The sequence below is a fragment of the Varibaculum timonense genome, assembly GCF_027694345.1.
GTDB classification, from domain to species: Bacteria; Actinomycetota; Actinomycetes; order Actinomycetales; family Actinomycetaceae; genus Varibaculum; species Varibaculum timonense_A.
Genome location: NZ_JAQEVU010000001.1, coordinates 153,574 through 179,256, shown reverse-complemented (window position 1 = coordinate 179,256; position 25,683 = coordinate 153,574). Strand labels below are relative to the sequence as shown.

General features: G+C 49.6%; 22 protein-coding genes and 1 tRNA gene. 7 read left to right on the top strand and 16 right to left on the bottom strand.

The genetic code is table 11. The features are described from left to right. The 5 genes from PG728_RS00755 to PG728_RS00735 all read right to left on the bottom strand — a co-directional run bounded on the left by PG728_RS00755 (position 1) and on the right by PG728_RS00735 (position 5,677). The gene (locus tag PG728_RS00755; RefSeq protein WP_270625138.1) at positions 1–2,064 is read right to left on the bottom strand and encodes a Na+/H+ antiporter; all 2,064 of its coding nucleotides are present in this window, start codon (positions 2,062–2,064) and stop codon (positions 1–3) included. Positions 2,065–2,227: 163 nt separating this feature from the next. Next, entirely contained in the window at positions 2,228–3,217 is a 990-nt protein-coding gene (locus tag PG728_RS00750; RefSeq protein ID WP_072509996.1) for a bifunctional riboflavin kinase/FAD synthetase, read from the bottom strand. A 2-nt stretch (positions 3,218–3,219) separates the two neighbouring features. Beyond that, positions 3,220–3,426 (bottom strand): hypothetical protein, encoded by a 207-nt coding sequence (locus PG728_RS00745; RefSeq protein WP_270625134.1) that lies wholly within the window; start codon positions 3,424–3,426, stop codon positions 3,220–3,222. Positions 3,427–3,575: 149 nt separating this feature from the next. Next, the gene (locus PG728_RS00740; protein ID WP_270625132.1) at positions 3,576–4,943 is read right to left on the bottom strand and encodes a family 4 glycosyl hydrolase; all 1,368 of its coding nucleotides are present in this window, start codon (positions 4,941–4,943) and stop codon (positions 3,576–3,578) included. Then, entirely contained in the window at positions 4,940–5,677 is a 738-nt protein-coding gene (locus PG728_RS00735) for a DeoR/GlpR family DNA-binding transcription regulator (protein ID WP_270625131.1), read from the bottom strand. Before PG728_RS00735 ends, PG728_RS00740 begins: the two co-directional genes overlap by 4 nt. Before the next feature lie 79 nt (positions 5,678–5,756). Between PG728_RS00735 and PG728_RS00730 the strand changes: the two genes are divergently transcribed. From PG728_RS00730 to PG728_RS00715, 4 genes are all read left to right on the top strand, one after another. Continuing rightward, a complete protein-coding gene (locus tag PG728_RS00730) occupies positions 5,757–6,689 on the top strand; it encodes a carbohydrate kinase family protein (protein WP_270625129.1) in 933 nt (310 codons plus the stop codon). A gap of 26 nt (positions 6,690–6,715) precedes the next feature. Then, positions 6,716–8,074 carry an ABC transporter substrate-binding protein gene (locus PG728_RS00725; protein ID WP_270625127.1) on the top strand — a complete coding sequence of 453 codons (1,359 nt, stop codon included), beginning with the start codon at positions 6,716–6,718 and terminating at the stop codon, positions 8,072–8,074. A 72-nt stretch (positions 8,075–8,146) separates the two neighbouring features. Next, on the top strand, positions 8,147–9,040 hold the full coding sequence (locus PG728_RS00720) for a carbohydrate ABC transporter permease (RefSeq protein ID WP_270625125.1): 894 nt from the start codon (positions 8,147–8,149) through the stop codon (positions 9,038–9,040). Positions 9,041–9,042: 2 nt separating this feature from the next. Further along, on the top strand, positions 9,043–9,849 hold the full coding sequence (locus PG728_RS00715; protein WP_270625124.1) for a carbohydrate ABC transporter permease: 807 nt from the start codon (positions 9,043–9,045) through the stop codon (positions 9,847–9,849). Position 9,850: 1 nt separating this feature from the next. Here the strand turns inward: PG728_RS00715 and truB are convergent, their stop codons facing one another. The 5 genes from truB to PG728_RS00690 form a co-directional block, all read right to left on the bottom strand. After that, positions 9,851–10,885 (bottom strand): tRNA pseudouridine(55) synthase TruB, encoded by a 1,035-nt coding sequence (gene truB / locus PG728_RS00710; protein ID WP_270625122.1) that lies wholly within the window; start codon positions 10,883–10,885, stop codon positions 9,851–9,853. 58 nt (positions 10,886–10,943) lie between these two features. Next, a complete protein-coding gene (gene rbfA / locus PG728_RS00705) occupies positions 10,944–11,468 on the bottom strand; it encodes a 30S ribosome-binding factor RbfA (RefSeq protein WP_270625120.1) in 525 nt (174 codons plus the stop codon). A gap of 70 nt (positions 11,469–11,538) precedes the next feature. Then, entirely contained in the window at positions 11,539–14,313 is a 2,775-nt protein-coding gene (gene infB / locus PG728_RS00700; RefSeq protein WP_270625119.1) for a translation initiation factor IF-2, read from the bottom strand. A 307-nt stretch (positions 14,314–14,620) separates the two neighbouring features. Then, on the bottom strand, positions 14,621–15,610 hold the full coding sequence (nusA, locus tag PG728_RS00695; protein WP_072510001.1) for a transcription termination factor NusA: 990 nt from the start codon (positions 15,608–15,610) through the stop codon (positions 14,621–14,623). Between the two features lie 19 nt (positions 15,611–15,629). Then, complete coding sequence (locus PG728_RS00690) at positions 15,630–16,094, bottom strand: ribosome maturation factor RimP (protein ID WP_072510002.1); 465 nt, start codon at positions 16,092–16,094, stop codon at positions 15,630–15,632. Positions 16,095–16,137: 43 nt separating this feature from the next. Between PG728_RS00690 and PG728_RS00685 the strand changes: the two genes are divergently transcribed. Beyond that, positions 16,138–17,265 carry a hypothetical protein gene (locus PG728_RS00685; protein ID WP_270625116.1) on the top strand — a complete coding sequence of 376 codons (1,128 nt, stop codon included), beginning with the start codon at positions 16,138–16,140 and terminating at the stop codon, positions 17,263–17,265. Between the two features lie 18 nt (positions 17,266–17,283). Here PG728_RS00685 and pth read toward each other — a convergent pair whose 3' ends face one another. The 4 genes from pth to PG728_RS00665 all read right to left on the bottom strand — a co-directional run bounded on the left by pth (position 17,284) and on the right by PG728_RS00665 (position 20,111). After that, the gene (gene pth / locus PG728_RS00680) at positions 17,284–17,880 is read right to left on the bottom strand and encodes an aminoacyl-tRNA hydrolase (RefSeq protein WP_270625114.1); all 597 of its coding nucleotides are present in this window, start codon (positions 17,878–17,880) and stop codon (positions 17,284–17,286) included. An 82-nt stretch (positions 17,881–17,962) separates the two neighbouring features. Further along, on the bottom strand, positions 17,963–18,580 hold the full coding sequence (locus PG728_RS00675; protein WP_270625112.1) for a 50S ribosomal protein L25/general stress protein Ctc: 618 nt from the start codon (positions 18,578–18,580) through the stop codon (positions 17,963–17,965). A gap of 239 nt (positions 18,581–18,819) precedes the next feature. After that, positions 18,820–19,797 (bottom strand): ribose-phosphate diphosphokinase, encoded by a 978-nt coding sequence (locus tag PG728_RS00670; RefSeq protein WP_270625111.1) that lies wholly within the window; start codon positions 19,795–19,797, stop codon positions 18,820–18,822. A gap of 242 nt (positions 19,798–20,039) precedes the next feature. Further along, a tRNA-Gln gene (locus tag PG728_RS00665) sits at positions 20,040–20,111 on the bottom strand. Between the two features lie 166 nt (positions 20,112–20,277). On the opposite strand from PG728_RS00665, the gene PG728_RS00660 reads away from it, so the two are divergent. Then, positions 20,278–20,895: a TetR/AcrR family transcriptional regulator gene (locus PG728_RS00660; protein WP_072510008.1), complete on the top strand. Its 618-nt coding sequence runs from the start codon at positions 20,278–20,280 to the stop codon at positions 20,893–20,895. Between the two features lie 154 nt (positions 20,896–21,049). Beyond that, positions 21,050–21,586 (top strand): MarR family winged helix-turn-helix transcriptional regulator, encoded by a 537-nt coding sequence (locus tag PG728_RS00655; protein ID WP_270625107.1) that lies wholly within the window; start codon positions 21,050–21,052, stop codon positions 21,584–21,586. A 67-nt stretch (positions 21,587–21,653) separates the two neighbouring features. On the opposite strand, the gene PG728_RS00650 is transcribed toward PG728_RS00655, so the two are convergent. Beyond that, a complete protein-coding gene (locus PG728_RS00650) occupies positions 21,654–23,528 on the bottom strand; it encodes an ABC-F family ATP-binding cassette domain-containing protein (RefSeq protein WP_072510010.1) in 1,875 nt (624 codons plus the stop codon). Then, positions 23,525–25,681 carry a 4-(cytidine 5'-diphospho)-2-C-methyl-D-erythritol kinase gene (gene ispE, locus PG728_RS00645; protein ID WP_270625104.1) on the bottom strand — a complete coding sequence of 719 codons (2,157 nt, stop codon included), beginning with the start codon at positions 25,679–25,681 and terminating at the stop codon, positions 23,525–23,527. Before ispE ends, PG728_RS00650 begins: the two co-directional genes overlap by 4 nt. Between the last annotated feature and the right edge of the window lie 2 nt (positions 25,682–25,683).

Sequence of the window (25,683 nt, the reverse complement as noted above, 5' to 3'; positions counted from 1 at the left end):
TTAATGACCAGCATCAGCATAATTCATTTGTAACAGGTAAACTTCTTGCCGCAGCGCATCAGCCAAATCATCGCTGAGAGTACCGTCCTCCCGTAAATCCTGAATACATCCCAGTTGCAGCCGCAAGGACTCTTCTTCTAAGTCATCGACTTTTGCCTGCAAATCATTACGGTAAGAGCGCGAATCATTCTTCAAAACTTTAACTATCTCTTGGTGATCTTCCAGCAGATAGCTAGCAACTTGACGCTCCAAATCGTCGGTGGTGCTTTGACGGGCACGCAAATACTTGATGGCTTCCTCTTCCATGCGTAAACGCATCGCCCGCATCCCATTAGGATTCTCGACTACCGGGACAGAACCAGACCTTAACCGCATCTTCTTGAACCAGTCCCCTAAACGGTTACGCAGAAACTGACCAACACCGCGCAAGCTTTTCCCAGGATGATGCGCGGTAGACTGCGAACCCGACAATAGTAAGGAGCGACGTAAAACTTTGCGCATAGCCACTACTACCGCTTTATCTGCCTGCCCAGAATCCGCGATTTCATCGAGTAGACGCATCTGGTGACGAATAGTATCAATCCGAATCTCACGGAAAAGATTATGAGAATGAGAAGAATCCAAATCCTCATTAATTTGGCGGGTCAAACGCGTACAAACCACCGTGACCGCCAAAGGGGAACGCGGCGCGAACTCTTCCCGCAAAATCTTGATTACCTGCTTCTTTACCCGGGCACGTGCCTGATGAAGCTCGGTATCATCAGGTATTTCCGGAGCAGGAGTAAGCAAGGGGGTCAAGAAATTAGCCATTAGCAAAGTCAATAAAATAACGCCGGAAGCAATAAAGATTAACTCACCGCGGGCAGGAAACTCTTTTCCTCCCGCCGTCACCAGTGGCAAAGTGAAAGCAATCGATAAGGTAACTGCCCCTTTAGGTCCAGCTAACGTGGTGACCAGGGCATTTTGAATAAGTTTGAGAGTGCTAACCTTGCCGCCCGCAAAAACCTCTGTAGACTCTATTGAGGATTTGTCCCGTCGCTGCAAACGCCGGTAGTAGCGCCAATCGAAAAGCAAAACCCATACAAAACGCAGCACTACACTGAGGGAGGTTATCGCAAAAACTAGCCCAATTAGGGATAACGGATTAGAATTTTCACGCCAAGTACTGTTAAACACCCCCGGGATTTGCGTACCCAACATGATGAACACAATCCCGTTGAGAATAAACGCGACGACTTCCCAAACCGAACCGGACACCAGACGTACCCGAGCAGCAAAAGCACTCGTCCTCTGCGGAAGTAAAGTAACCAAAAGACCACCGGCAACTACCGCTAAAATCCCCGAAACGTGTAGCTCTTCGGCAATAATAAAGAAAACGAAAGGTGAAAGCAGTTCAAAAGTCACATGGAAAACCGTGGACTCTAGCCCAATCCCCCGCACCGCCTTGAGTATCAGCAAAGATACAATCCCCAGTAACACCCCGAGAGACAATCCCCCCAAAAACGAAACCGCAAAAGCTCCGGCCGCATTGGTTAAAGAAAAAGCACCAGTGACGGCGGCCGCCACCGCGAACTGAAAAGAAACAATCCCGGAAGCATCATTAATCAGGGCTTCACCAGCTAACAAAGTGCTTTGCCGCGAATTAAGTTTTACCGTTCCCGACAAGGCTCCTACTGCAACCGCATCGGTCGGCCCCAACGCCGCCCCCAATGCAAAAGCCGCCGTAAGCGGGATTGACGGCTCTAAATAGTTCAAGAAGAAACCCACAGCTAAACAACTGCAAATGACTAAGCCAATCGCCAGATTGAGCACTGCCGAAAAATGCCGATAAAGCAATCGTTTAGAAACGTTTCGGGATTCATCATAGAGCAAAGGAGCAATAAAGAGCACCAAGAACAGCTCGGGATCTAAACTAAATTCAAGAGGTCCGCTGATAAAAACGGCCATTAGCAAACCAATCCCGATTTGCACCAACGGCAGAGAGACTCGCGAAATCATCTGGTCAAGGACTGACGAAAGCAGCACAAAGCTCAAAACGACCACTACAAAGTGCAAAGTTTCCATTCTTTAGCGTCCCTAGTCTTTTATTTTCAGTTTTGATAAGTTCAGCCCCACCACCCGCTATATAAATCCTCTATGGATTCAAAAGGGCGAAAATCAGGCTTTTCGTTGCCAGCAGCTCCAGCAGTCAGCTACCCCCAGGTAAGCGAAGTAGCTGTCTAGCGAGCTATTGTGCGGTTACATCCGCTGGATTAATTCTACCAGCTGGAGGAACACCCAGAATTTCGCTACAGGAACGCAAATCTTCATCCATTCGCGCAAGCAGTTTTTCTACGCTCTCTAGTTTCAGCATCGGACGCAGATGAGCAATAAAATCTATCGCAACTGGTTCATCATAAAGATTAAGGTCGGCCCGCCCTAACACATGAGCTTCCACCGTAACCTTGTCCCCAGAAAACTGAGGATTAGTACCCACCGAAATCGCGGCCGGTAAATGCTCAACCGCGTTAGTGCCAGGAACTGAACGTATCAAGAGCCCCGCGTAAACCCCATTAGCGGGAATCACCAGTCCGGCAGTCTGCCCCAGGTTAGCGGTGGGGAAACCAAGCTGACGTCCTCGTTGAAAGCCCCGTTCTACGATTCCCCGCAGCCGGTAGCTGCGCCCTAAAATCTGGGCGGCGCCCTGAACGTCTCCCCTTGCCAAACATTGACGCACCCGCGTGGAGGAGTAACGTCGCGCTTGAGCGTCAGTAATATCGGCAACCTCAATCACCTGAAAGTCCTGTTTACTGCCGGATTGACGCAAGGTTTCAATATCCCCACAGTTATCGCGGCCAAAACGAACATCTTGTCCCACCACGATTTCTTTTAGATGTAAACCATCTACAAAATAGCTATCAATAAACTGTTGGGGAGTTTGATTAGCTAAATCGCGAGTGTAGGGTACTACCCAGGTGGCATCCAGCCCTAAAGCAGCTAAAGCATCTAGCCTATCTGGGAGAGGTTGAATTAGGGCGGTAGGGTTGGTCGGGTTATGAATAACCGAAGGGTGCGGGGAAAAGGTTACTGCCACCGCATATAGCCCGTCTCGTTTCGCCCTGGATACTACAGTTTTAATAATCCGAGTATGCCCCTTGTGTACCCCATCAAAAATTCCGATAGTGGCGACCGTGCGCTCGTTAGTTTCCAGGTGGGGAGGACGTGTCCAGATTTGCACAGTTAGCTACCGTTTTTAGTTACGCCTAGTTCTGGACGACCATTTGCGGGAACTCCTAGCTCACCGGTGCGTTTTTCTTCCGCAGTTTTTCTGCTTTTGCCTTTACCTCCGCAACCGCAGCCACAGCCACAGGTTTTCTTGGCATTGTTTCCGATGTTTGCGGTATTTTCGGTATTTCCAGTGTTTCCGGTATTTTGGTTTTGGCTCATGCTTCTCCTTTAGCTACTTTGTAAACTTAATACATTTCACCTTGAGCCTTCCACTGGCTCAGCCCGCAGCGATAATCGCAATATGCCAACTCAAGCAGCTATAGTTCTAAAACAAAAACGAACCGACCAGCAAAATCTAAGATCAGTAACTAGCTTGTAAACACTTTGGCGATTAGCGGGTTTTTCTCACAGTAGTCATTTAGGAGCTTACGAGCCACCAATACCGAATCTACTAGGGGATGGGAGGCGAAAGCACGCCAGGCCTTGGTCTTATCCCCTTCTATAGCCGCATCAATAACCAACTCTTCACACGCTTTAACCGAAGTTATCAAACCCAGTTCCGCCCCAGTAACCGGGGCTACTTTCTGAGGGTGAACACCGCTACCATCGACCCAACAAGGAACTTCCACCACGGCTTGTGCATTTAGCTCAGGAATCAGCAACGGGGTTTCTGCGCAATCCCCATTACCGACGTTAAGAATCATTCGCGCTGGACTATCCAGAGTTAGTGCTTCCATAATTCCTAGAGCAACTTCTTGGTAGCCGCCTCCCGCAATATCTTCTGCACGCCTTCCATCCCGTTTGTCTGGGTCTCTTGATTCTGCCATATAAGTTGCTTCCCGCTCATTATGATATTGATTCCATAGCTGCCAAGCCTTTTGCGGGTTTTTTAATACGTCTGAATAAAAACCACTTTGCTGACTGTTAAGAAATTCTCCTCTGGTTTGCTCCCCATTTTTAATACGGGATAGTGATTCGCGATTTAGATAGTAGTAGTAAAGATACTCATTAGGTAGCTTCCCAATTGCGCGAATCCAATCTCCCCCTATAGTGCGAGCCTCCTCCATATGGTCCAATAAGTCATCATCCGCGAGCAGTTGTGGAAGCAAATCTTCCCCATCTTTTACCAAGGTACGCAGCCAACCAAGGTGATTTAATCCCACATAATCAAATTGCACGTCCTCTTGGTTTACCCCTAAAGCCGCGCAAGCTCTGCGCATGAGACCGATTGGGGTATCACAAATACCGATTACCTTATGTCCCAAAACTTTTCGCATTGCTTGAGTAATAATCCCGGCAGGGTTAGTGAAGTTGATTGTCCAACTCTCCGGTGCAACCTTTTTAATAGTGCGAGCCAGCTCTAGGGCTGCGGGGATAGTGCGGAGGGCGTAAGCATATCCACCGACACCAACGGTTTCCTGACCTAGGACACCATGCCCCAAGCCAACTCGCTCGTCAGTAATGCGACCGCACGTTCCCCCAATCCGCATGGCTGAGAATACGAAATCAGCACCAACAAGAGCCTCAGACAGGTCATAACAAGCTGAAACCGATGGACTGGTAGGGCAATCTAAGAACCCTGACCCTCTCAAAACCGCCATAATTGCATCTGTACGTGCGCAATCAACATCATATAGAACAACTTCATCTACTCGGAGTTTTGCTTCCGGACTACTTAGAACTTCTATAACCTGGGGTACTCGAAATCCGCCTCCCCCAATGATTACTAACTTCATGCAAAAATCACCTCTATTTTTTTAGTTTGTTCAGGAAGTAATGAACTATCAGCGCTGGTTACCAATCCGGTCATGTTCTCTATGTAAGTAACATTTAACAAGCCAGATCCAGGGAATTTATCGGTGGCTGCTAATAGGTAAGTATTTAGCGAATGCTCCAAAATACTGTGTTTAATAGGTACTTCAATACCGGTGGAATCCAATACCATCCCATCAGATCTCACGCCAGACGTTCCTAGGAAAGCATAATCGGCAGTAATTTGAGAAAGGGCGTTTTCCGGAATGTTTCCTACTAGGGAACGGTAAGATTGACGCAGCACTCCTCCAAGAACGATAAGTTCCGTTTGGGGGGAGTCTCGTAATTCATCAACTACCGCCAGCGAGGTAGTAATCACCGCTAAATCTCGACCACGAAGTTCTCTAGCTAATGCCGCACCTGTGGTTCCAATATCAATTATTACGGTCGTACGATCCGCTATTAGCTCCGATGCAGCCTTAGCGATGCGCTGCTTTTCATCATGTGCATATGCCGCAACCTCAACGAAAGGGTTTACATCAGATTCGATAACACCGCCACGAACGCGAGTCAGCATCCCCTCGCGATCAAGAAGTGATAAATCTCGGCGAATAGTGGAATCTGAAACCTGTAGATGGTTGGCCAACTGGGAAATGGTCATATTCCCGTTTTTTTTGACGATATTGGCAATTTGCATCCGGCGTTGATGTGGCAACATGACTTAAGTTTACCCCACTTTCTTTCACTTTTGCGCAACTTTACGCAATTTCTGTCAGTTTTTGTGCAATAATAGCCACATGCGTGATTTATCAGGCTTCTTGAAGCAACACAACACTGCCTCCAAGGCGACACACGTGATAACCGCTGGACCACTATTTCTTGATTTAAACTTTACCGGTCTTAAAGCTTTCCCGAGCCTAGGGCATGAAATCTGGTCGGACTCTTTGGAATGGGGACCGGGTGGAGTAGCCAACCAAGCAATAGCCTGCGTTCGGCTGGGAATGAGCGTCGAAATATGCAGTTTTATCGGCAATGATTTTCTAGGAAACATCTGCAAACACGCACTAGAAACAATGGGAGTAGATATGAAATACTCCCAACAAAGGGAGCATCAAAACTTAACAGTTGCTCTCCCCTATCAGGGAGAACGCGCCCTGATAAGTCACGGAATGCCGTGCACCCCACCCCTTCCCCCATTGACCCGTCCACCAGACTTCTTATCTATCGGACTGGCAGATGTTGCCGCAAACTCCAAGCAAATTAAATCTTGGCGTGAGCGCGGAACCAAAGTTATAGCCGATGTTGGCTGGCAAGACACCGAGAATCCAGACTTAATCAACACAATTAACGAGGTGGACATCTTTGTACCCAATAGCGAGGAAGCATGTGCACTTACTGGGCTCAACAACGTTAGTCTCGCTGCTAATAAACTAGCTAGCCTGGGTACAGATATTATCGTCACGCAGGGAAACGATGGAGCTTACGTTCACTCCCGAAATAATCAAAGATATGATTTACCGGCTCCAAACGTCTGCGTTAAAGACACCACCGGAGCAGGAGACACTTTCACTGCCGGTCTAATCTGGGCATTAAGTGCAGAGCTCAACCTGGAAGATGCAGCAACCATTGCTATTTATATAGCTAGCTTACAAACCACTAGAGCCGGCTCAGCTCTGGCTGCCCCCACACTTGGAGAGCTAAAAGACTTCTATCAAACAATAAATCATTAACAGAACAGACACCGAAAGGATATGCAATGAAGCATTGGCAGCACGCTGCGGCAATAACTGCGATGGCAGCACTCAGTATCGGAGCCCTTAGTGGCTGCGCACCTCAAAAGAGTAGCGAATCTAGCGAGCAGAAGACTACAGAAATAGTCACTGACATTTCTAAGCTACCTAAACAGACTTTAACAGTTTGGGATCAAGAAAGTCGTGGAGGACAAAACGAGCAAATAGAAAAACTGAACAAAAAGTTCCAAGAAAAATACCCAAATATAACAATAAAACGAGTATCGAAATCTTACGATGACCTGACCACCACCCTCGCTCTTGCGCTATCAGGTAAGGACGGTCCTGACGTTGCGCAAACAGATAACGCCCGTTCTATGATGGGCAAATTTGTTAGCGCGAAACAATTAGTTTCCCTAGAACCATGGTCAAAAGCCTACGGCTGGGAGAAGAACTACTCCAAAGACATATTGGGCTATGCGCGATACTCTACCGATGGCAAAGACTTCGGTACCGGAAACCTATATGGCCTTCCCCAAGTTGGCGAATCTGTCGGCATCTATTATGCGCCTTCGGAACTTAAAAAATACGGCTTGGAACCCCCAAAAACCTGGGAAGATTTCAACAAAGCTCTAAAAACCATTAAAGATAAGGGCGGCACTCCCCTCATGCTGGGCAACGTGGAACAGTGGCCCGGAATCCATGTTTGGGGAGTAGTTGAAGGTGCTAGCGAAAAAGCCGACACTATCCGTACCCTAGGATTCGGAAACAAGGGAGCTAGTTGGAAAACCGAGGGAAATAAAAAAGCTGCCGAAACCTTAGCTAACTGGGCAAAGAGCGGGTATTTCAACGAAGGCTATAACGGCTTAGATTATGATTCCGTCTGGCAGTCTTTCAGCAAAAAAGAAGGAGTATTCCTGATAGCAGGTTCCTGGTTAGCGCCTGATTTAAAAGCAGCTATGAAAGACGATGTAAAGTTCATCCTTCCCCCAAAGAGTGAGAACATGGACAAAATACAAACCACCGGAGGAACTGGTCTGCCGTTCACTATCTCCACCAAAGCAAAAGACAAGAACGTTGCTGCAGCTTATATTGATTTCATTACTAACCAAGACGCGATGAAAGTACTATCCGAAACCGGCAATGTCCCTATCAACAACACTGCAAGTTACCTAGGAGATAAAACCGATATCACCGCGGATGTCCTAAAAGCTTTTGAAGAACTGACTACCAAAGGCAATGTTCTTCCCTATATGAACTATGCCTCCCCCACCATGGATAAAGACTTGGGTGCAGCACTACAAAGTTTATTAGCGTCAGAAACTACCCCGGAAAAATTTATAGAGACGATGGACGCTCACTATAACAAAGCCATACAACGGTAAACACAACTGTCAGGTTTGGGAGTTGCTGCTTGCAGCTCCCAAACCTCACAATTCCCTAGGAGATGATTCCCATTGAACCAGCATCACCAGGAGAAAAAGCACTTAAGGCGCGGCAGCGAGTTTAGCGCCTGGGCACTTTTAGCTATCCCAGTTATTTTCTATAGTCTTTTCATGCTTTACCCCATAGTCCGGGTCTTCGGTTTTTCTCTCTACGAGTGGGACGGATTATCGGATCCGAAATGGGTAGGTATTGACAACTACCGCCTTTTATTCTCAAATCCGGTACTGTTATCTTCGTTCACACACGCAATAATCCTGATTATCTTCTACGCCATAATTCCGCTTCTTTTGGGAATGCTGCTAGCTTCTCTTCTAATTCGAGGTAAAGCTCCCGGCACTGGTTTTTTCCGAACAGTTATGTTCCTACCGCAAGTAATAGCTATGGTGGTTCTAGCAATAGCATGGCGTCAGCTTTATGCCCCAAACGGACTGGTCAATTCAGCTTTACGTCTTATAGGTTTAGACACTATTACTCGCGGTTGGCTCGGGGACTTCAAAACGGCGCTCATCGCTGTAGGGTTCATTGGCACCTGGGTCTCGACCGGCTTAGTCACGGTTCTACTCATGTCAGGTATGACCAGAATTCCCGAAGAATACTATGAAGCTGCACGGGTTGATGGAGCAGGACCTATTCGCCAATTCTTTTACATTACCGTTCCGGGAGTACGTGCAGAGATTGTTGTCTCCTTAACTTTAACCATTATCGCAGCTCTAAAGACTTTTGACCTTGTATATATAACTACCTCCGGAGGTCCGGGTTCATCTACTTCCGTTCCCTCCTATGAGGTATATAACCATGCATTCCGTCTCGGAGAGGTGGGAGTAGCTTCCTCCCTAGCTGTTGTTTTAACTCTAATAATTTTCTTCATCAACTTAGGTGTAAACCTCATAGGAGAACGAGAGTAACCATGCATTCCACGAAACAAAAAGCATTTGCTTTCATCTTGCTAGCGGTAGCAACCATATTGACGCTAACCCCAATTCTCTATGTTATTTATCTTGCCTTATCAGCGGAAAAGGTAGGAGATACCTCCTGGTTCCACCCAGAAAACTTCATTACTGCCTGGCATCAAGGACATTTCTCAGAATATATGTGGAATTCTTTCCGCATAGCGGTTGTAGTGGTCTTTATAGCCCTGGTTCTATCGATAATGAGTGGCTACGCCCTGGCAGTGTTAAAACCACGCGGCGAAAAAATCATTTTCTTTTTATTCTTGCTCGGATTAATGATTCCAACTGAGGCAATCATTTTGCCGCTATACTATGATTTTCGGAGCCTGGGATTAACGGACACTATTTGGGCGGTTGCACTACCCCAAATCGCTCAATCCTTAGCATTTGGAACATTTTGGATGCGAGCATTCTTTCGAAACTTTAACCCCGGAATTATTGAAGCTGCCCGCATAGATGGCGCTGGGAACTTGCGTATTATGTATCAAGTTCTAATCCCTTTAGCTATACCAACTTTGGTTACATTAGTTTTACTAACCTTTATGTGGACGTGGAATGACTTTTTAATCCCACTCATTATGTCCCCGTCTGGAATAGTTATGACTGCTCCCCTTGGATTAGCGTTCTTCCAAGGACAATATACTCAAGGTTCAACCCTTCTGGCAGCAGGAGCCGTGTGGGTGGCATTACCAATGGTTATAATCTATTTCTGTCTCCAGCGGTTCTTTATCTCTGGAATGGTTGATGGCGCAGTTAAGGGATAATCTACGAGCGGAGATTTAGGACGCTGCGCCAGGAGTTATCGCGAAGCCGCGCCAAAAAAGCTATCGAACCTTGGTCGTCAGCCAAGGCATAAACGGTATCTGGATTTGCGAAACCGCCCCCAATAGTTTCAAGATTAGCTAGCGGACGTTGTCCATAACCCAGAGCGGTAATAACCTCCGCACTCACCGGACAAACCGGAAACATCCTCGCGCAGATTTCATCAAGATTAACTACTGGCAACTGCTGTTTATCGGCAACTAGACGCGATAGTTCCTGCAGGTTATAGACAGGAAAAGCAGAATCCTCCGCCTCATTTTGGGTAGTATCTAGCCCAAAAAGACCAACCCTAACCCGCCGCAATCCCCTAAGATGCGCCCCTATACCCAGTTCATTACCCAAATCTCGCCCCAAGGCACGAACATAAGTACCAGCCGAACACGTCACCCGAATATCCTGATAAACCACCCGACTCCCATCGAGGACGCCCTCTTCCGGTTCCCCCAGCAAAGTAAGCTCATAGATAGTAATCGGCCTTGACGGAAGCTGCACATTTTCTCCGCTGCGAATACGGTCAGCAGCCCTTCGACCTCGGATTTTTAAAGCCGAAAAAGCACTAGGAACCTGCATTACCTGCCCACGCCAATGCTGCAACACGGTCTGAATCCCCGCTAAATCCTGTATACCAGCGCCCCGTTTAGCGGTAATAGTTCCCTGCGCGTCCTCGCTATCAGTTTCCACCCCGAAACAAACCCGGGCAATATAGGTTTTCTTTAGCCCTTGCAGATACTGTAAAAGTTTAGTGCCGCGGCCAAGACCAACAACTAATACGCCTGATGCGGCCGGATCCAAAGTACCGGCATGACCCACCTTGCGAGTAGCCGCGAGACGGCGCAGCCGGGCAACCACATCATGACTGGTAATCCCCAAGGGCTTATCAACAGCTAGCACCCCGTCATCAGCTGTTATTTGGGCGCGGGGAACTTCGATATCTGCACCTAACGGAGCAAAAGTAGGGTCAGAAACAAGCGAATCCACAGTCAAAACTATTCAACTCACCACTTCACATTTTGCGATTACCAATAGCGTCCAGGTCTTAAGAATTATCCGTGTCTGGAAAACTATCGGTATCAGCAAAACCATCTTCACCAGTCCATTCAGTGAAAGTAGGCTCTGCTTCTTGAGGTTCAAAGATTTTCTTTTCCCGAGGCTTACGGTAAGGATCTTCCTCCCCGGCATAAGTAGCTGCCTGAGCCCCTTCACGCAGATTCGCATCCGAGTCGAGGGCGCTGGCAAGGGTTTCTTCAAAACTGGCAGTCTGCTGCGGCAAAGCATCCAAAGTGAACTCGACACTGGGTGTCAAGCGAATACCAAGAGCCTTGCCGACCTCTGAACGAATCAGCCCTTTGGCACTGTTCAATGCTTTCGCGGTTTTTTCACGCTGCTTTTCATCACCAAAAACCGTGTAAAACACGGTAGCATGCTGCAAATCGCCGGTAACCCGACAATCAGTGATGGTAGTAAAACCAATACGCGGATCTTTAACCCGGCGTTCCAATAGCCTAGCCACCGTGGTCTGAATCCGTTCCTCAACTCTGCGCCTACGAGCCTGATCAGCCATGAAAACTCCTTCACCTAAAAGTGGCTTTTCGGGCGCAAACAGCTCGCGCCCGAAAAGCCGACCAGTAACGCTAATCGCGCGGTTTCTCTACCATTTCCCAGGTTTCGATATGGTCACCAACCTGAATATCTTTAATCGCTAAGGAAATACCACATTCGTAACCCTCGCGAACCTCAGTCACATCGTCTTTCTCGCGACGCAAAGAGGAAATCTGAAGTTCAGGTTCAACCACGATTCCGTCACGTACCAAGCGAGCCTTGGCGCCCCGCTTGATCAGACCCTCACGCACCACCGAACCGGCGATATTACCAAACTTAGAGGAGCGGAAAACCTGCAAAATCTCTGCCACACCCATCTGCTTTTCTTCATAAATGGGTTTGAGCATACCTTTCATAGCGCTCTCAACATCTTCAATCGCCTGGTAAATAACGTTATAGAAACGCATATCTACGCCTTGCGAATCAGCATATTCGGCTACGCGCTGCGCCGGACGCACATTGAAGCCGATAACTACCGCATTGTCTACGCTGGCCAGGTTGATATCGTTTTGGGTGATTGCGCCTACGCCACGGTGAATAATCCGCAACTGCACTTCCTCGCCCACATCGATCTTGAGTAGCGAATCCTCCAAGGCTTCGACCGCGCCAGAGACGTCGCCCTTCAAAATCAGGTTCAAAGTATCTACCTTGCCCTGCTCCAAAGCCGCGTTGAAATCTTCCAAAGAAATCCGTTTGCGACGTTTGCCCAGTTGGGCAGCGCGTTGCTGCGCTTGGCGTTTATCGGCAATCTGGCGGGCAGTACGTTCATCTTCTGCCACTAACAAAGAATCACCGGCTCCCGGCACACTGGTTAAACCAAGAACAGCCGTGGGGAAGGACGGACCGGCCTGTTCAACTTGGTTGCCGTATTCATCAAGCATGGCACGAACCCGACCATGAGCCGAACCCACCACAATCGAGTCCCCGACCCGCAAGGTACCGCGCTGCACCAAAATCGTAGCGACCGCGCCCCGCCCTTTATCCAGGCGAGTTTCAATCGCGACCCCGCGAGCAGCAGCATCCGGGTTAGCTTTCAGCTCTAAAGCAGCATCCGCAGTCAGCAGCACCGCTTCTAGCAATTCGTGAATACCTTTACGCTGTTTAGCCGATACATCAACGAACATTACGTCGCCGCCATATTCTTCGGCCACCAGACCGTATTCAGTGAGCTGAGCGCGCACTTTATCCGGGTTAGAGTCAGGTTTATCAACCTTGTTTACCGCTACCACAATCGGCACATTGGCGGCTTGGGCGTGGTTAATCGCCTCCACTGTCTGAGGCATAACCCCGTCATCAGCGGCAACTACCAAAATCGCGATATCGGTTACTTCCGCCCCGCGCGCACGCATAGCGGTAAAGGCTTCGTGACCAGGGGTGTCAATAAAGGTGATTGCCCGGCGAACCTCGTCCACATCGATATTTACCTGGTAAGCACCAATATGCTGGGTGATTCCCCCATGTTCAGCGCCCACCACATCGGTATCACGGATAGCGTCCAATAGTTTGGTTTTACCGTGGTCTACGTGCCCCATAACCGTAACTACCGGAGGACGCGGCAAAGCGTCCTCTTCATCGCTTTGTTCCTCTTCGCGTAGGTTAATATCGAAAGATTCGAGTAGTTCGCGATCTTCATCTTCTGGGGAAACTACCTGTACCTGATAGCCCAGTTCAGAGCCGAGCGTCATCAAGGTGTCCTCGTCCAAGGATTGGTTCGAGGTTGCCATTTCACCCAAGGTCATCAGCACAGTTACCAAGGATGCGGGATCGCAATCAATCCGATCTGCCATATCGGCTAGTGAAGCCCCAGACCGTAGGCGTAAAGGCGTGGAACCATCCCCGTGGGGAACCTGTACGCCGCCAATCTTCGGAGCGGTTTGTTGCTCGTACTCGGCGCGTTTAGCCCGTTTGGATTTACGCCGTTTAGATTTCGAGGAACCGCCGCGACCAAATGCCCCCTGAGTGGCACCGAAACCGCCGCGACCACGGTTATTCATCTTGTGACCGCCGGGACGACCAGGACCGCCCGAACCGCCAGGTCCTCCTTGTCCGGCTGCACCGCGGCGCTGACCACGGGAAGGAGCCGGTTGATCCATCATGGGAGTAGTTGCGGAATGTGCCGGCATTACGTTGGGGGTTGCCGAGGACTGACGACGATTACCCTTTCCGGGGCGACCTCTTCCGCTGCTCTTACGCTGCCCTGAGGTTCCCCCCGGACGGGGCATTCCCTGTGAGGACGCGAACGGATTATTACCCGGACGCGGCCCGCCAGGACGAGGCATCCCCTGCGCAGAGGCGAACGGGTTGTTGCCCGGACGGGGCGCGCCAGCACGAGGTGCCGGTTTTGGCGCAGAACTTCCCGGCGATTTTCCGGGTTTAGGAGCTGGTTTAGGTCCACCTGGGGCAGATTTTGGTTTCTCTGCTTTAGGCGCTGGCTTTGGACCGGGTTTAGGACCCGGTTTAATTGACGCCGCTTTCTTGGATTCCTCCGAGGGAGCTGGTTTGTTATCTTCCTTGGCGGTCCCGGCAGCTGCTACGGTTTCATTTTCTTGCGTTTTAGCTTTTTTAGCCGCCTTAACTTTAGCGGTTTTACTAGCGACTTTTTTCTTCGCTTCTTTAATTTTGGGAGCTGCTGCTTCTACCTCTACGGCGAGCTTGGCAAAATGCTCACGCATTTTACGCGCAACCGGAGCCTCTATTGTAGAGGACGCGCTTTTTACGAACTCTCCCGAATCTTTCAGTGCCTGCAGCACGACTTTCGAGGTGGTTCCGAGCTCTTTCGCTAACTCATGAACTCTAAGTTTCGCCACAATTCTCCTTGCTGGTCTGCCCAGCGAGGAGCAGACTATTGGTTTAATTGGCAGATCATCGCTGGTTGCTCATCGGGTGACCATCAGCTTCCAACCCTGCTTTCCTGTATCGGGTATCTACAGGGTGTAGATACCGGTAACCTTACTTTTAGAGTTCCTGCGGTGGTCACAATAAAGCACCGGTCAAGGCGAAAGCCCAGAACCGGTGCAGCCATTGCAACCAATGTCAGGTTCTACTTCTATACTAACGCTTTAGCTCAAAATACCCGAAGCCACCTAAGGGGCAGGGAACAAAACTGTCGCTGTTTTAAGATTCTGGCTGTGGGTCTTCTAAATCGGTATCAGAGTGAATGTCAATCTTTGCTCCGGTTAAACGAGCAGCTAAACGCGCATTCTGCCCCTCTTTTCCAATGGCGAGAGAAAGCTGGAAATCGGGAACAACCACGTGCGCTAAAATATGCTCAGCTGGTTCAACCGTGACAGAGGTAACATGCGCAGGTGATAGGGCGTTAGCGACAAACTCGGCTACATCCTCAGAATAATCAATGATATCGATTTTTTCGTGGTTAAGCTCGTTCATCACGGCTCGAACCCGCCGCCCCATCGGTCCGATACAAGCCCCTTTAGCGTTGATATTTGGGCGGGAAGAGCTCACCGCAATTTTGGTACGATATCCGGCTTCGCGAGCCACCGATTCGATTATTACCTCTCCGGAGGCAATTTCGGGAACTTCCCGAGCAAATAGACCGCGCACTAAATCTGGATGCCGGCGGGACAGCTCGATACGTGGACCTTTGTCTCCGCGCATAGTTTTAACCACTACTGCCCGAATCCACTGACCGTGACGATATTTTTCCCCAGGGACCTGTTCGGTTTTCGGCAAAGCTGCTTCATATTCTCCGACTTTGACCACCACGGTATCTTTGTCGCCACCCTGTTGGATAATCCCCGAGACAATTTCGCCCTTTTTATCCCGGAAAGACCCTAGTACCTGGTCGTCCTCGGCTTCGCGTAACCGCTGCATAATGATGGAACGAGCAGTGGTGGTAGCGATACGTCCAAAACCGGAGGGGGTGTCATCGAATTCGCCAATCTTGTTGCCGTCCTCATCAATTTCGGCAGCCATGACAATTACGTGACCGTTCTTGCGGTCAATTTCTACCCGCGCGTCCGCTAATGCGCCGGGAGCATTGTGATACGCCTTTAGTAAAGCATCCTCGATGGCAGACACCAGGGTATCTAAACTAACGCCCTTGTCTGCCTCAACCATGCGCAGCGCGGTCATATCAATATCCATTGATGCTCCTTACGAGCCTTTAGAACCGTACTACCATCTGCGCGTGTTCAATATCTTTAAGGGCAATAACACGCGAACCGCTGGCAGTTTCCAGTTCGATTTCTTCAGTTGTTGTAGCCAATAGTTTACCCTCTTCACTGGCACTGTCATATTTTCTTACCTGAATATAGTGACCAATTGCCCGCGAATACTGGCGTTCGTCCTTTAAGGGGCGTTCAATTCCCGGAGTTGTGACCTCTAAGTTATAGCTAGCTTTAATCGGGTCTGCCTGGTCTAGATGTTTAGATATTGCCAAGGTAACGGCAGAAAGCTGATTTTCGAGGACGGGTCCAGGCCCTCGCGGTAAATCTACCGTCACTACTAAGCGGGTATATTTACCGGCTCTTTTTAGTGACACGTCCTCTAAATAGAGCCCTACCGCTTCACAGTCGGAGGTTAATAAGTCGCGGAGTTGTTGTTCTAGTTTTGTTTTTTCTTTCGTCATTTCTTTGCCTCGCTAATCTAGCATTTCAAAAATAATGTTACCCGTGGCAAACTTAATCTTGATGAGAAAAACCGGCATTGTTTCCTTAACCTTAATGCTCGCCGTTTCCTTGAGTATTTCCGGCTGCGGCGTACACCTTGATGATGGTAGCGGGGATACGGTTATTGCCAGCAAGGTTCAAATGGCTCGCTATCGCGCTAGCGCCTGCCAGGAGGCAATACAGGCAGGAATTGAACAAGTTTTTCAAGGCAGTCCCAATCTCTTAGAGTTCAAGAACCGTTTCGCTAATCGCAGTAAAGCTCTTGGTTCTAGATGGCCTAGCACCTCGGTGAAACTGAAAGGCAAGGCAAAGCCAGAAAATCTGCCCGAGCCCCTCCCCTTCCGTACTCCGGCAAATGCCCAGGCTTTGCTACAAAAAATGGTGGATTGTCAGGCAGATACATTAAATGACGGGATTATTCTTAGCGCCCTCGTCGCGCGGAGTCAAGATTCCACTCAGGGTGATAAGGACGAGGCAAAGCAGTTGCGCGATACGGCCTCCTTGGCGAAAGTGCTGATCTCGGCAGGAATTGGGATGGGGCGGGACAATAAACAAATTGCGGCGACCGCGGCCCAAACACTGCCTACAGCCCGCCCTAGTGAGCTTTCGCCGCTGCGTTATATAAATGGCAAGTGGAGTACCGATAAGTCCAGCCCGGAGGATAAAGGCAGCGAAAAAGGAACAAAACAGCCCTTAACCCAGGCGCAAAAGGTAGAACTGGAACGCATCATCGGGCAACTGGATTCTTTACGTTTTAATCTGGAAAAAAATGTGGCTCAAGGGGGCGAGATACAGCTAAAACGGCTGGTTTCTAACGCAATTACTCCTTTGCTTCGTCGTGAGCTTCAGGAACTGGTTAGCCAGCTGGGTTCCGATCCTCGGCAAGCAGCCTACCAGCCGTACCCTGGTCTTAGCGGCGCTGACAAGAAAGCAATCTCTCATGGTTTAACTCTTGCGCAGCAGCTACAAATTGATTTGGTTTCTATAACGCCCAATTTGCAGGATTTGGGGCTGATTCAAACGCTAAGCAGTTTAAGTGAGCTACAGGAACAGTTAGGTTTTGATTCTGGGGCTTTACCGGGATTAAAGGACATGTCAGCAACAGTTAGTAGTTCCGTTTCCGTTAAGTAATGCCCCTGCTAAGGCTAACTAGGATTTTTGGGAATTAAGTCGCTGTTGAGCCTGGGTAAATCCCAAGCTCACCACGTCAGTTACCGCGTTAGCTGCATTTATTACTGTCTCTTCAAGTAGAGCCTTTTCTGCTCGCCCAAAGGGGGATAACACATAGTCAGCTGGGTCTTGCCGAGGGTGAGGACGACCGATACCTATCCGTAAGCGGGCATAGTCTTTAGTTCCGAGGCTCTGAGAAATAGAGCGTAAACCGTTGTGACCGCCCTCGCCACCGCCGCGTTTTAATCGTAATTCATGGGCGGGTAAATCAAGCTCATCATGGATTATTAGCAGCTTAGAAGCGGGATCTATATTAAAAAACTTGACCAGTTTTGCGGTTGGAATTCCCGAAGTGTTCATATAGGAATCTAAAGTAGCAATATTGAAAGTCGATATTTCGCTTCCAGGATAGCCCAGATGGACGGTAGCCACTTGGCAGCCACTTTTATGGCGGCGTAGCTGGACTCCCTGACTTTCCGCTAGTTCTTTAATTACTAAATGCCCAGCGTTATGACGGGTATAGGCATATTTTTCTCCGGGGTTACCCAGACCAATCACCAGCCAGGATTCTTGCACTTTCGCTCCCTAACAACTTTAATTCTGTACAAAATTGGTTTCGGGGAGGTCTGATGCCCTCCCCGAAAAGTATAACCAGAGATTATTCTTCTTCAGCGGCGTCTTCTTTAGCTGGTTCTGCTGCTGATTCTGCCTCACCTGCTGCCGGCTCTTCCGGCATTTCCTCGGGCAGAGTAATCGAAAGTATGTCATGGTCACCGTCCAAAGTGGTGATGACCCCGGCGGGCAGCTCTAGGTCGCGAGCGTAAAGTACGCGACCTTCTTCCCAGCCTTCAACGTTGATGGAGATTTCTTCCGGAATTTCTAGCGGGGATACCTCTACGGGCAAGTGGAATACTTCCAGGTTTACCACGGTACCGGGAGCAGATTCTCCCACGAGAACAACTGGTACTTCGACCTCTACTTTTTCATCACGGCGAACTTCTAGCAGGTCAATATGTAAAATATCGCGGCGTACCGGATGGCGCTGAATCTCTTTGATAAGAACCAGATGGCTCTTGCCGTCTACCTCTAGATTGATAATCGCGTTCGGGTTATCTTTCACAATTAGGAAAGCTTCGTGCCCTGGCAGATTTAGATGTAGGTTCTTTTCAAGGGTGTGACCATAAAGAACTGCGGGGATTAGCCCTAAGCGGCGTGCCCGGCGGGCAGCACCTTTACCAGTTTCTTCACGTAGCTGCGCAGTTAGTTTAGCTGCCATTATTTTTCCTCCTTAGGTTTACTGATATTACTGGACCCCGGAGGACGTGAGAAAACCTCACGGCCACGTCGATTACGGCACCTATTGGTTAATCAATACGCGCCCTCGCCGAGGCAACCTTGATTTAGCATATATTACCAATCCGGGCGGGTAAAACCAAAGCCCGAAAAGGTCTGGCAACTCATATTAATTGCCAGAAAGTATTTTACCCTGCGGTTATTTTAGATACTGCCGGTACTTTAATCCTGATCAAAGAGAGCAGTAACCGATCCGTCATCAAATACAGTCCGAATCGCACTGGCCAGCAGCGGAGCGATTGGTAGTACCGTCAGCTGCGGGAAACGCTTATCATCCGAAATAGGCAGAGTGTCGGTAACGATAACTTCCCGCGCCCCACAGGTGGAAAGACGTTCAGCGGCAGGCGGAGAAAGAACTCCGTGAGTAGCAGCCACAATCACATCTTTTGCCCCCGAATGTAGCAGCACCTTTACCGCTTCGGCGATAGTGCCACCGGTATCGATTAGGTCATCTACCAAGACACAGGTTCGTCCCTCAACAGTGCCGACTACCCTATGAGCCACTGCCACATTAGGACGGGTAGTATCCCGGGTCTTGTGCACGAAGGCCAGTTCGCATCCACCTAACTTGTTTGCCCATTTTTCAGCTACACGGATACGTCCTGCATCTGGGGAAACTACCGTCAGGTTGGTTTTATCTACCCGACTCTTCACATAGTCAATCAGTACTGGTTGTGCATAGAGATGATCCCAAGGCCCATCAAAGAATCCCTGTTCTTGGGCTGCGTGTAAATCTACGCTCATCAAGCGGTCAGCACCGGCAGTTTTGAACAGGTCGGCGATTAGACGGGCAGAGATGGGTTCACGTCCTTGGTGCTTCTTATCTTGCCGTGCATAGGGGAAGAATGGAGCCACCACGGTTATCCGAGCAGCCGATGCCCGCTTTAAAGCATCAACCATAATCATCTGCTCCATCACCCATTTGTTTAACGGGGTGGTGTGAGATTGCACCACATAGCAGTCTGCCCCGCGCACGGATTCAGAGAATCGAACATAGATCTCGCCGTTGGCAAAGTCGTAGGCGACAGTAGGAAGTACCTCGGTGTGTAGTTCCTCGGCGATCCCTTGCGCAAGTTCGGGGTATGCCCGCCCAGGCACAATCAGAAGATGCTTTTGACCTGCGGATTTAATCCCCGTCATGCTGTTTACCTTTCACTTTCTGGCCGATAATGCCATATCGTTATTTTGATTCTACAAGTCATTGTTTGCCTAGCGAGTCATTCCATAACGACAGTTAGATTCATCTGAAAAAATTGTTTTCCGTAAAAACTGTTCGGGGTGCATTTATCAGCAGATAAGACAATCGCTAAGGAGGGCGTGTTTTCCACTATTTGACCCCTTGCCGGTAGCCGGATTGGAAAAATAGGCATATCAAATGCCAGTTCCGCCCCCAGGATTCGAACCCGGCTCTCAAGGCACCAAAAGCCCGCGTGTTACCTATACACCAGGGCGGATCACTCCTCTATATTACACAGACAAAAATAATTTCCTAAAACCGCACTTGAGAACCGGTATATCTGCCCTATTTCTCCCCTTATTTCCTGATACCAGCCCAGAAGAGGAAAACCTCCACGAGAAAAACAAAAATGCAATGATAGAGGGGTGAGTAAGAAACGGCGAATGAGCGGAATTGAACGGCGGGAACAACTGATTGGTGTGGCCAGATCCATATTTGCAGAAAAGGGATTTGAGGCTACTTCCATGGAGGAGATTAGCGCGAAAGCAAAAGTTTCCAAACCGGTAGTTTATGAACATTTCGGAGGCAAAGAAGGACTCTATGCGGTGATTGTAGACCGTGAAGTCCAACAGCTAGTTTCCGCCATTATCGGGGTGCTAGAGCAATCCCAGTCACCGCGAGCCATGGCAGAGGGAGCAGCACTTGCGCTGCTAGACTACATTGACACCTATACTGACGGATTCCGGATTTTGGTGCGTGATTCACCCGCCTCCCAGTCTCGAGGCTCTTATTACTCGGTGATAGGGGACGTGGCTCAAAAAGTTGAGGCTCTATTAGCAGAGCACTTCCGAGACAGTGGCTTTCATGCCGATTGGGCACCGATGTATGCCCACATGATGGTGGGATTGGTCTCCCAAGTGGGACAATGGTGGCTTGATGAACGCAAACCTTCTAAACAAGAGGTAGCTGCACATATTGTTAATCTGGTCTGGTATGGTCTGTCCGGAATGCGCAAAGATCCGCATTTGGTGACCGATTCTGCGAAGAAACTAGCTAGTTAGCCATTCCAGGCAGAGCAATCTCGCTCTCTAGGAGGCTATCTTCGGAACGCTTCTATCGATAAATCTTACCCACCCCAGGTAAAGCTAGAGCTAAGAGGATAGAGGTCGGCGGGAAACAATAGACCGTTCTCGCCACTTCCAGTAAACTTGGCTTGTGCTTGCAGAAAACTACCCCACCGAGGCTACTGACGAAGTAGACCGCATCATTTTAGCCTGGCAGATTGAACGCCCTGACCTTAATGTTTCCCCAATGGAAGTGTACTCGCGGGTAGCGCGCCTGGCACGCCATCTTGATTTGGCTCGTAAAGAGGCTTTCAGCGCCCAGGGGATGGAACCTTGGGAGTTCGATGTACTTTCGGTACTGCGCCGTGCCGCCTCGCCCTATTCCCTAACCCCGGGCACATTACTGCAAGAACTGCTGGTTTCTTCCGGAACTATGACCAACCGGATTGACCGTTTAGAAAAGAAAGGCTTGGTTAAGCGCACTCCCTCTCCGCATGATCGCCGGGCGGTATTGGTAACCCTAACCGATTTGGGGGTTACCCGGGTTGATTCGGCTCTCAAAGAGCTACTGATGAGGGAGTCTGAGCTACTAGCTCCCCTGGACGAGGACGAGCGGAAAACCCTTTCGGCTTTGCTGCGCCAGCTACTACTGCCCTTTGAGGGTACACCGGTGCGTCCTCTGCGCTAAGCACCTGCCTTCCCTACCCCACCCAATTACCGAAGCAGCTATTTTCCCCGTACGCTGAGCAGGTTAGCTAGTCTAGAATCTCGCTAAGACGCAGCCAGGTTTCTTCCAGTTCTTCTTCGTTAGCAACTAGCTGTGTACGAAGTTTATTTAGTTCTTGCAGGTGAAGCAAGCCTTGAGGGCTGCTATCGGCTGCACTTTCACTTAGCTGCTCATCAAGAGCTGCTAGTTGGGTTTGTACCTTGTCAAGTTTCTTTTCAATCGCCGACAGCTCTTTGCGGGTGCGATAAATCTCAGCCCCGCTTTTCTTAGGGGGTTTCGAGGAGGCTAAATTACCCTCGCCTTCGCTCTTTTTCTGCTCTCCCACACCATTACTAGCTACCCCGTCTGATTGCCGGGCAGCGCGCATTTGTAGATACTGCTCCACCCCTCCCGGTAACGCCGCCAAGGTTCCATCAGCCAGCAGCGCTACCTGCGAATCTGTTACCCGTTGCAGCAGGTATCGGTCATGGCTAACCACTATCAAGGTGCCGGGGAATGAATCTAAAAGATCTTCCAGTTTCGCCAATGTGTCGGTATCTAAATCATTAGTTGGCTCATCTAAAATTAAAACATTAGGTTCGGCTAGCAGCTGAGTAGCTATCTGTAGGCGGCGCATTTCCCCACCCGATAGTTCGCTTACCCTTGTCCAGGCGCGTTCTTTTGAAAACCCCAGTTTCTCAACCAGTTTCGTGGCGGTGATTTCTTTTTCTCCCCAAATAATCCGCTCTTTTATCTGCGAGATTGCTTCCACTACTCTAAGGTCGGGGTTCATCTGTCCGATTTGAGGCAACTGCGCCAAGGTTGCGAGCTGCACGGTTTTCCCCCGTTTGATTTTTCCACTTGTAGGGGTGAGTTCTCCGCTCATTATTTTCAGTAATGTCGATTTACCAGCCCCATTAACGCCGATTACTCCTACGCGCTGCCCTGGGTTTAATCGCCAGGTCACCTGGTTTAAGATATTTCGCGTCGATTCGGGATAAGAAAATGAAACATCTTCGAGTTCAATGACTCGTTTCCCTAAACGCACTGAAGCTAAGCGCACAAGTTCTACACTGTCCCTTAAGGGCGGAACGTCACTGATTAAGGCCTCGGCCGCCTCAATACGGAATTTTGGTTTTGAGGTACGAGCCGGAGCCCCTCGCCGCAGCCAGGCTAGCTCTTTGCGTAACTGATTTTGACGTTTTTCTTCCGCCACTTCGGCTTGCCGGGCTCTCTCCATCCGAGCCAGCACATAGGCCGCGTATGAACCGTCATATTCTTCAATATGTCCCGGTATTTGCGGACGACCGTTTCCTGAATCTGCGCCTGGAACCACCTCCCAAATCCGGTTGCAGACCGCATCGAGAAACCAACGATCATGGGTAATAACCACTAAAGCTCCTTTTCCCGAGCTGAAACGGTTATTCAGATATTTAGCTAGCCAAGCTACGCCCTCGACATCTAAATGGTTAGTGGGTTCATCTAAAGCAAGAATCGGCGCATCTTGCCCTAAAGTTCGTGCAAGCACTACCCGGCGCGCCTGTCCCCCTGAAAGTTCCCCACAGCTAGTCTCCATGTCCACATCGGACAATAATCCTTGGTCTATGGCTCGCAAATGAGGTTGAGATGCCCACTGATAGTCAGGAATATCTGCATGAACCGCCTGTTTAACACTTAAAGCGGAATCTAGAGTTTCCTGTTGTGACATGGCAGCAAAACTGATACCGGGCGCATAGGTTACGCTACCGCTATCTGGCTGCTGCTCACCACTGAGCAGACGAAGCAGGGTGGATTTGCCGGCTCCATTTGGTCCGAGAATACCAATCCGGTCAGCGGGGAAAAGGCTTAAGGTTACTCCCGCCAAGAGTCGGCGCGGCCCTGCCAACGCGGATACGTCTTTAGTTCCAGCTAGGAAAGTTTTCACGCTAACCAATGCTCTCTATCTAGGGGACAGGCGGGGGTCGAAAAAGTAAGCGGCAGAGCATAGGAGACGGTATCTAGTTTCGCTAGTTCTACTGCCAGGGCGCGCGCGTGCGAATCGGTTTGTACTAAAGCAATCACAGTAGGTCCAGACCCAGAAATAAAAGCCACCGCTCCCTGCTGTTTGGCAACTTCTAGGGTTAGTGCCAGCTGCGGCATGAGTTTGATTGCTGGATTTTGCAAATCATTTTGAATCAGCTGCGCAAGAGCCGGCAAGTCTGCCTGATAGAGAGCTTGAAGCAGGGAATTTAATTCCGCCAAATTCGGTAATTTTTGCCGGAGACAATCACTTTTATCATATTGCCTAAATACTGCGGGAGTAGCAAGGGTGTTAGGAGAAACCGCGGCGACTACCGACAGGGAGTTCGCTGGCGGAAGCGGGGTAATCCGGTCTCCGTAGCGGTCTGCAAAACAGGTTCCCCCATAGAGCCCAAATGGCACGTCCGCCCCTAGTTTTGCCCCAATTTCAGCTAATTGGTGACGAGAAATCCCGGCAGCTAAAACCTGGTTAGAAGCCAGCAGGGCCGCAGCCGCATCGGCTGAACCCCCTGCCATACCCCCGGCTACCGGCACTTGTTTCTCAATACTGATTTTTGCTCCCCCCTGGTAGCCACACTGCTCCGCTACCAGCAAAAAAGCGCGGGTTGCGAGGTTATTTTGTACCGCCAACCCGGTTAGTGCTTGTTGGTCGCGGTCAGGACTATAACCAACCGCTCCCTCAGGAGCATCGAATTTTATGTCAATATCGAGACCTTGTTCTTGTAAGCTAACTGTTACTTTCTCACGCAGATTAACCGCTTGAAACAGAGTAGACAGGGGATGGTAGCCATCATTTGCCCTGGTAGCTGCCAAAAATAGGTTGATTTTGCCGTTGCTTACCGCTTGGGCTTGCCTGGCAGAGGCAGTTTCGGCAGCTGGAAGGCTTGGCTTTGAGGGCGCAGCGGGCGCGGACGCGGGAACGCTGTTTTCTTCCCGCTCTAGGGTAGTTATATTGATACCGGTCTTATCCGGGATAATCGGAGTTTTTTCCACTCTGGATTCTAAAACGGAGCGTAGCTTGGCAAGTGCCACAAAGTTGCGAATAGTTAAGGTTTCTGCCCGACCGGTCGGGGCAATTCCCGCGGCGCGCAATAGGGGCGTTACTGCGAGAGGAGCTGCCCAAGTTTTCAATGAAGAACGCAGCATTTTCCGCCTTGACGCAAAGGCGCAATCAATGAGTTCAAAGACTAATTCCCGTTGCCTGCGCTCTGATTCTTGCGTGGTGAGTGTTTTTTCTAAGTGTCGGCTGATTTCTTTTTCACTGCTGAGGTAGCTTTTTTGCTTATCATCTTGAAAGTAAAGATTGTCGCTAGGAGCGCGAACGATTTCTACCAGCGCGGAGTCTACATTGGGCTGGGGATAAAACACTCGCCGCGAAATATCGGATTTCATGCGCGCCTTACCATACCAGGCGATTTTAACGCTGGGAACCCCATAAACTTTACTGCCCGGCGGGGCGCTAAGACGCACAGCTACCTCTTTTTGCACCATTACCAGCGCTCTTTTTAAGGAGGGAAAAACTGCAAATAGATGCAATAGCACCGGAACTGCCACGTTATAGGGAAGATTTGAAACCAGAATTTCGGGCAAAAAAGCCTTGCCAGGGTGATGCTCGCTTTCTGTCTGCCCGCTAGCTCGCCGTGCATCTAGCTCTTTGCCCCCCTCACCTGCGCTCTCTGACAGAGCCACTAAGTTCTCTAAATCTGAGGGGACTAGCTTCAAAGCGTCTTTATTTACCAGGTAGGCTCGCTCTAGAGATTGAGGAGCGTGACTAGCAATCGTTGCCGGCAAAAAAGCAGCCAAGCGAGAATCAATCTCGCAGGCAGCCACATTCGCCCCGACCTCTAAAAGCCCCAGGGTAAGAGATCCGAGTCCCGGTCCGACCTCCAGAACCTGCTCCCCTGCTTTCACCCCTGCTTCGCGCACAATTTTACGGATTGCACTGGGTTCGGTAACAAAGTTTTGTCCTAACTGTTTCGTAGGACGAATATCCAGCCTCTTACAGAGCTGGCTGACCGCATTAGGGGTCAAAAGCGTAACCGGAGGGTTTTTTTCCACCC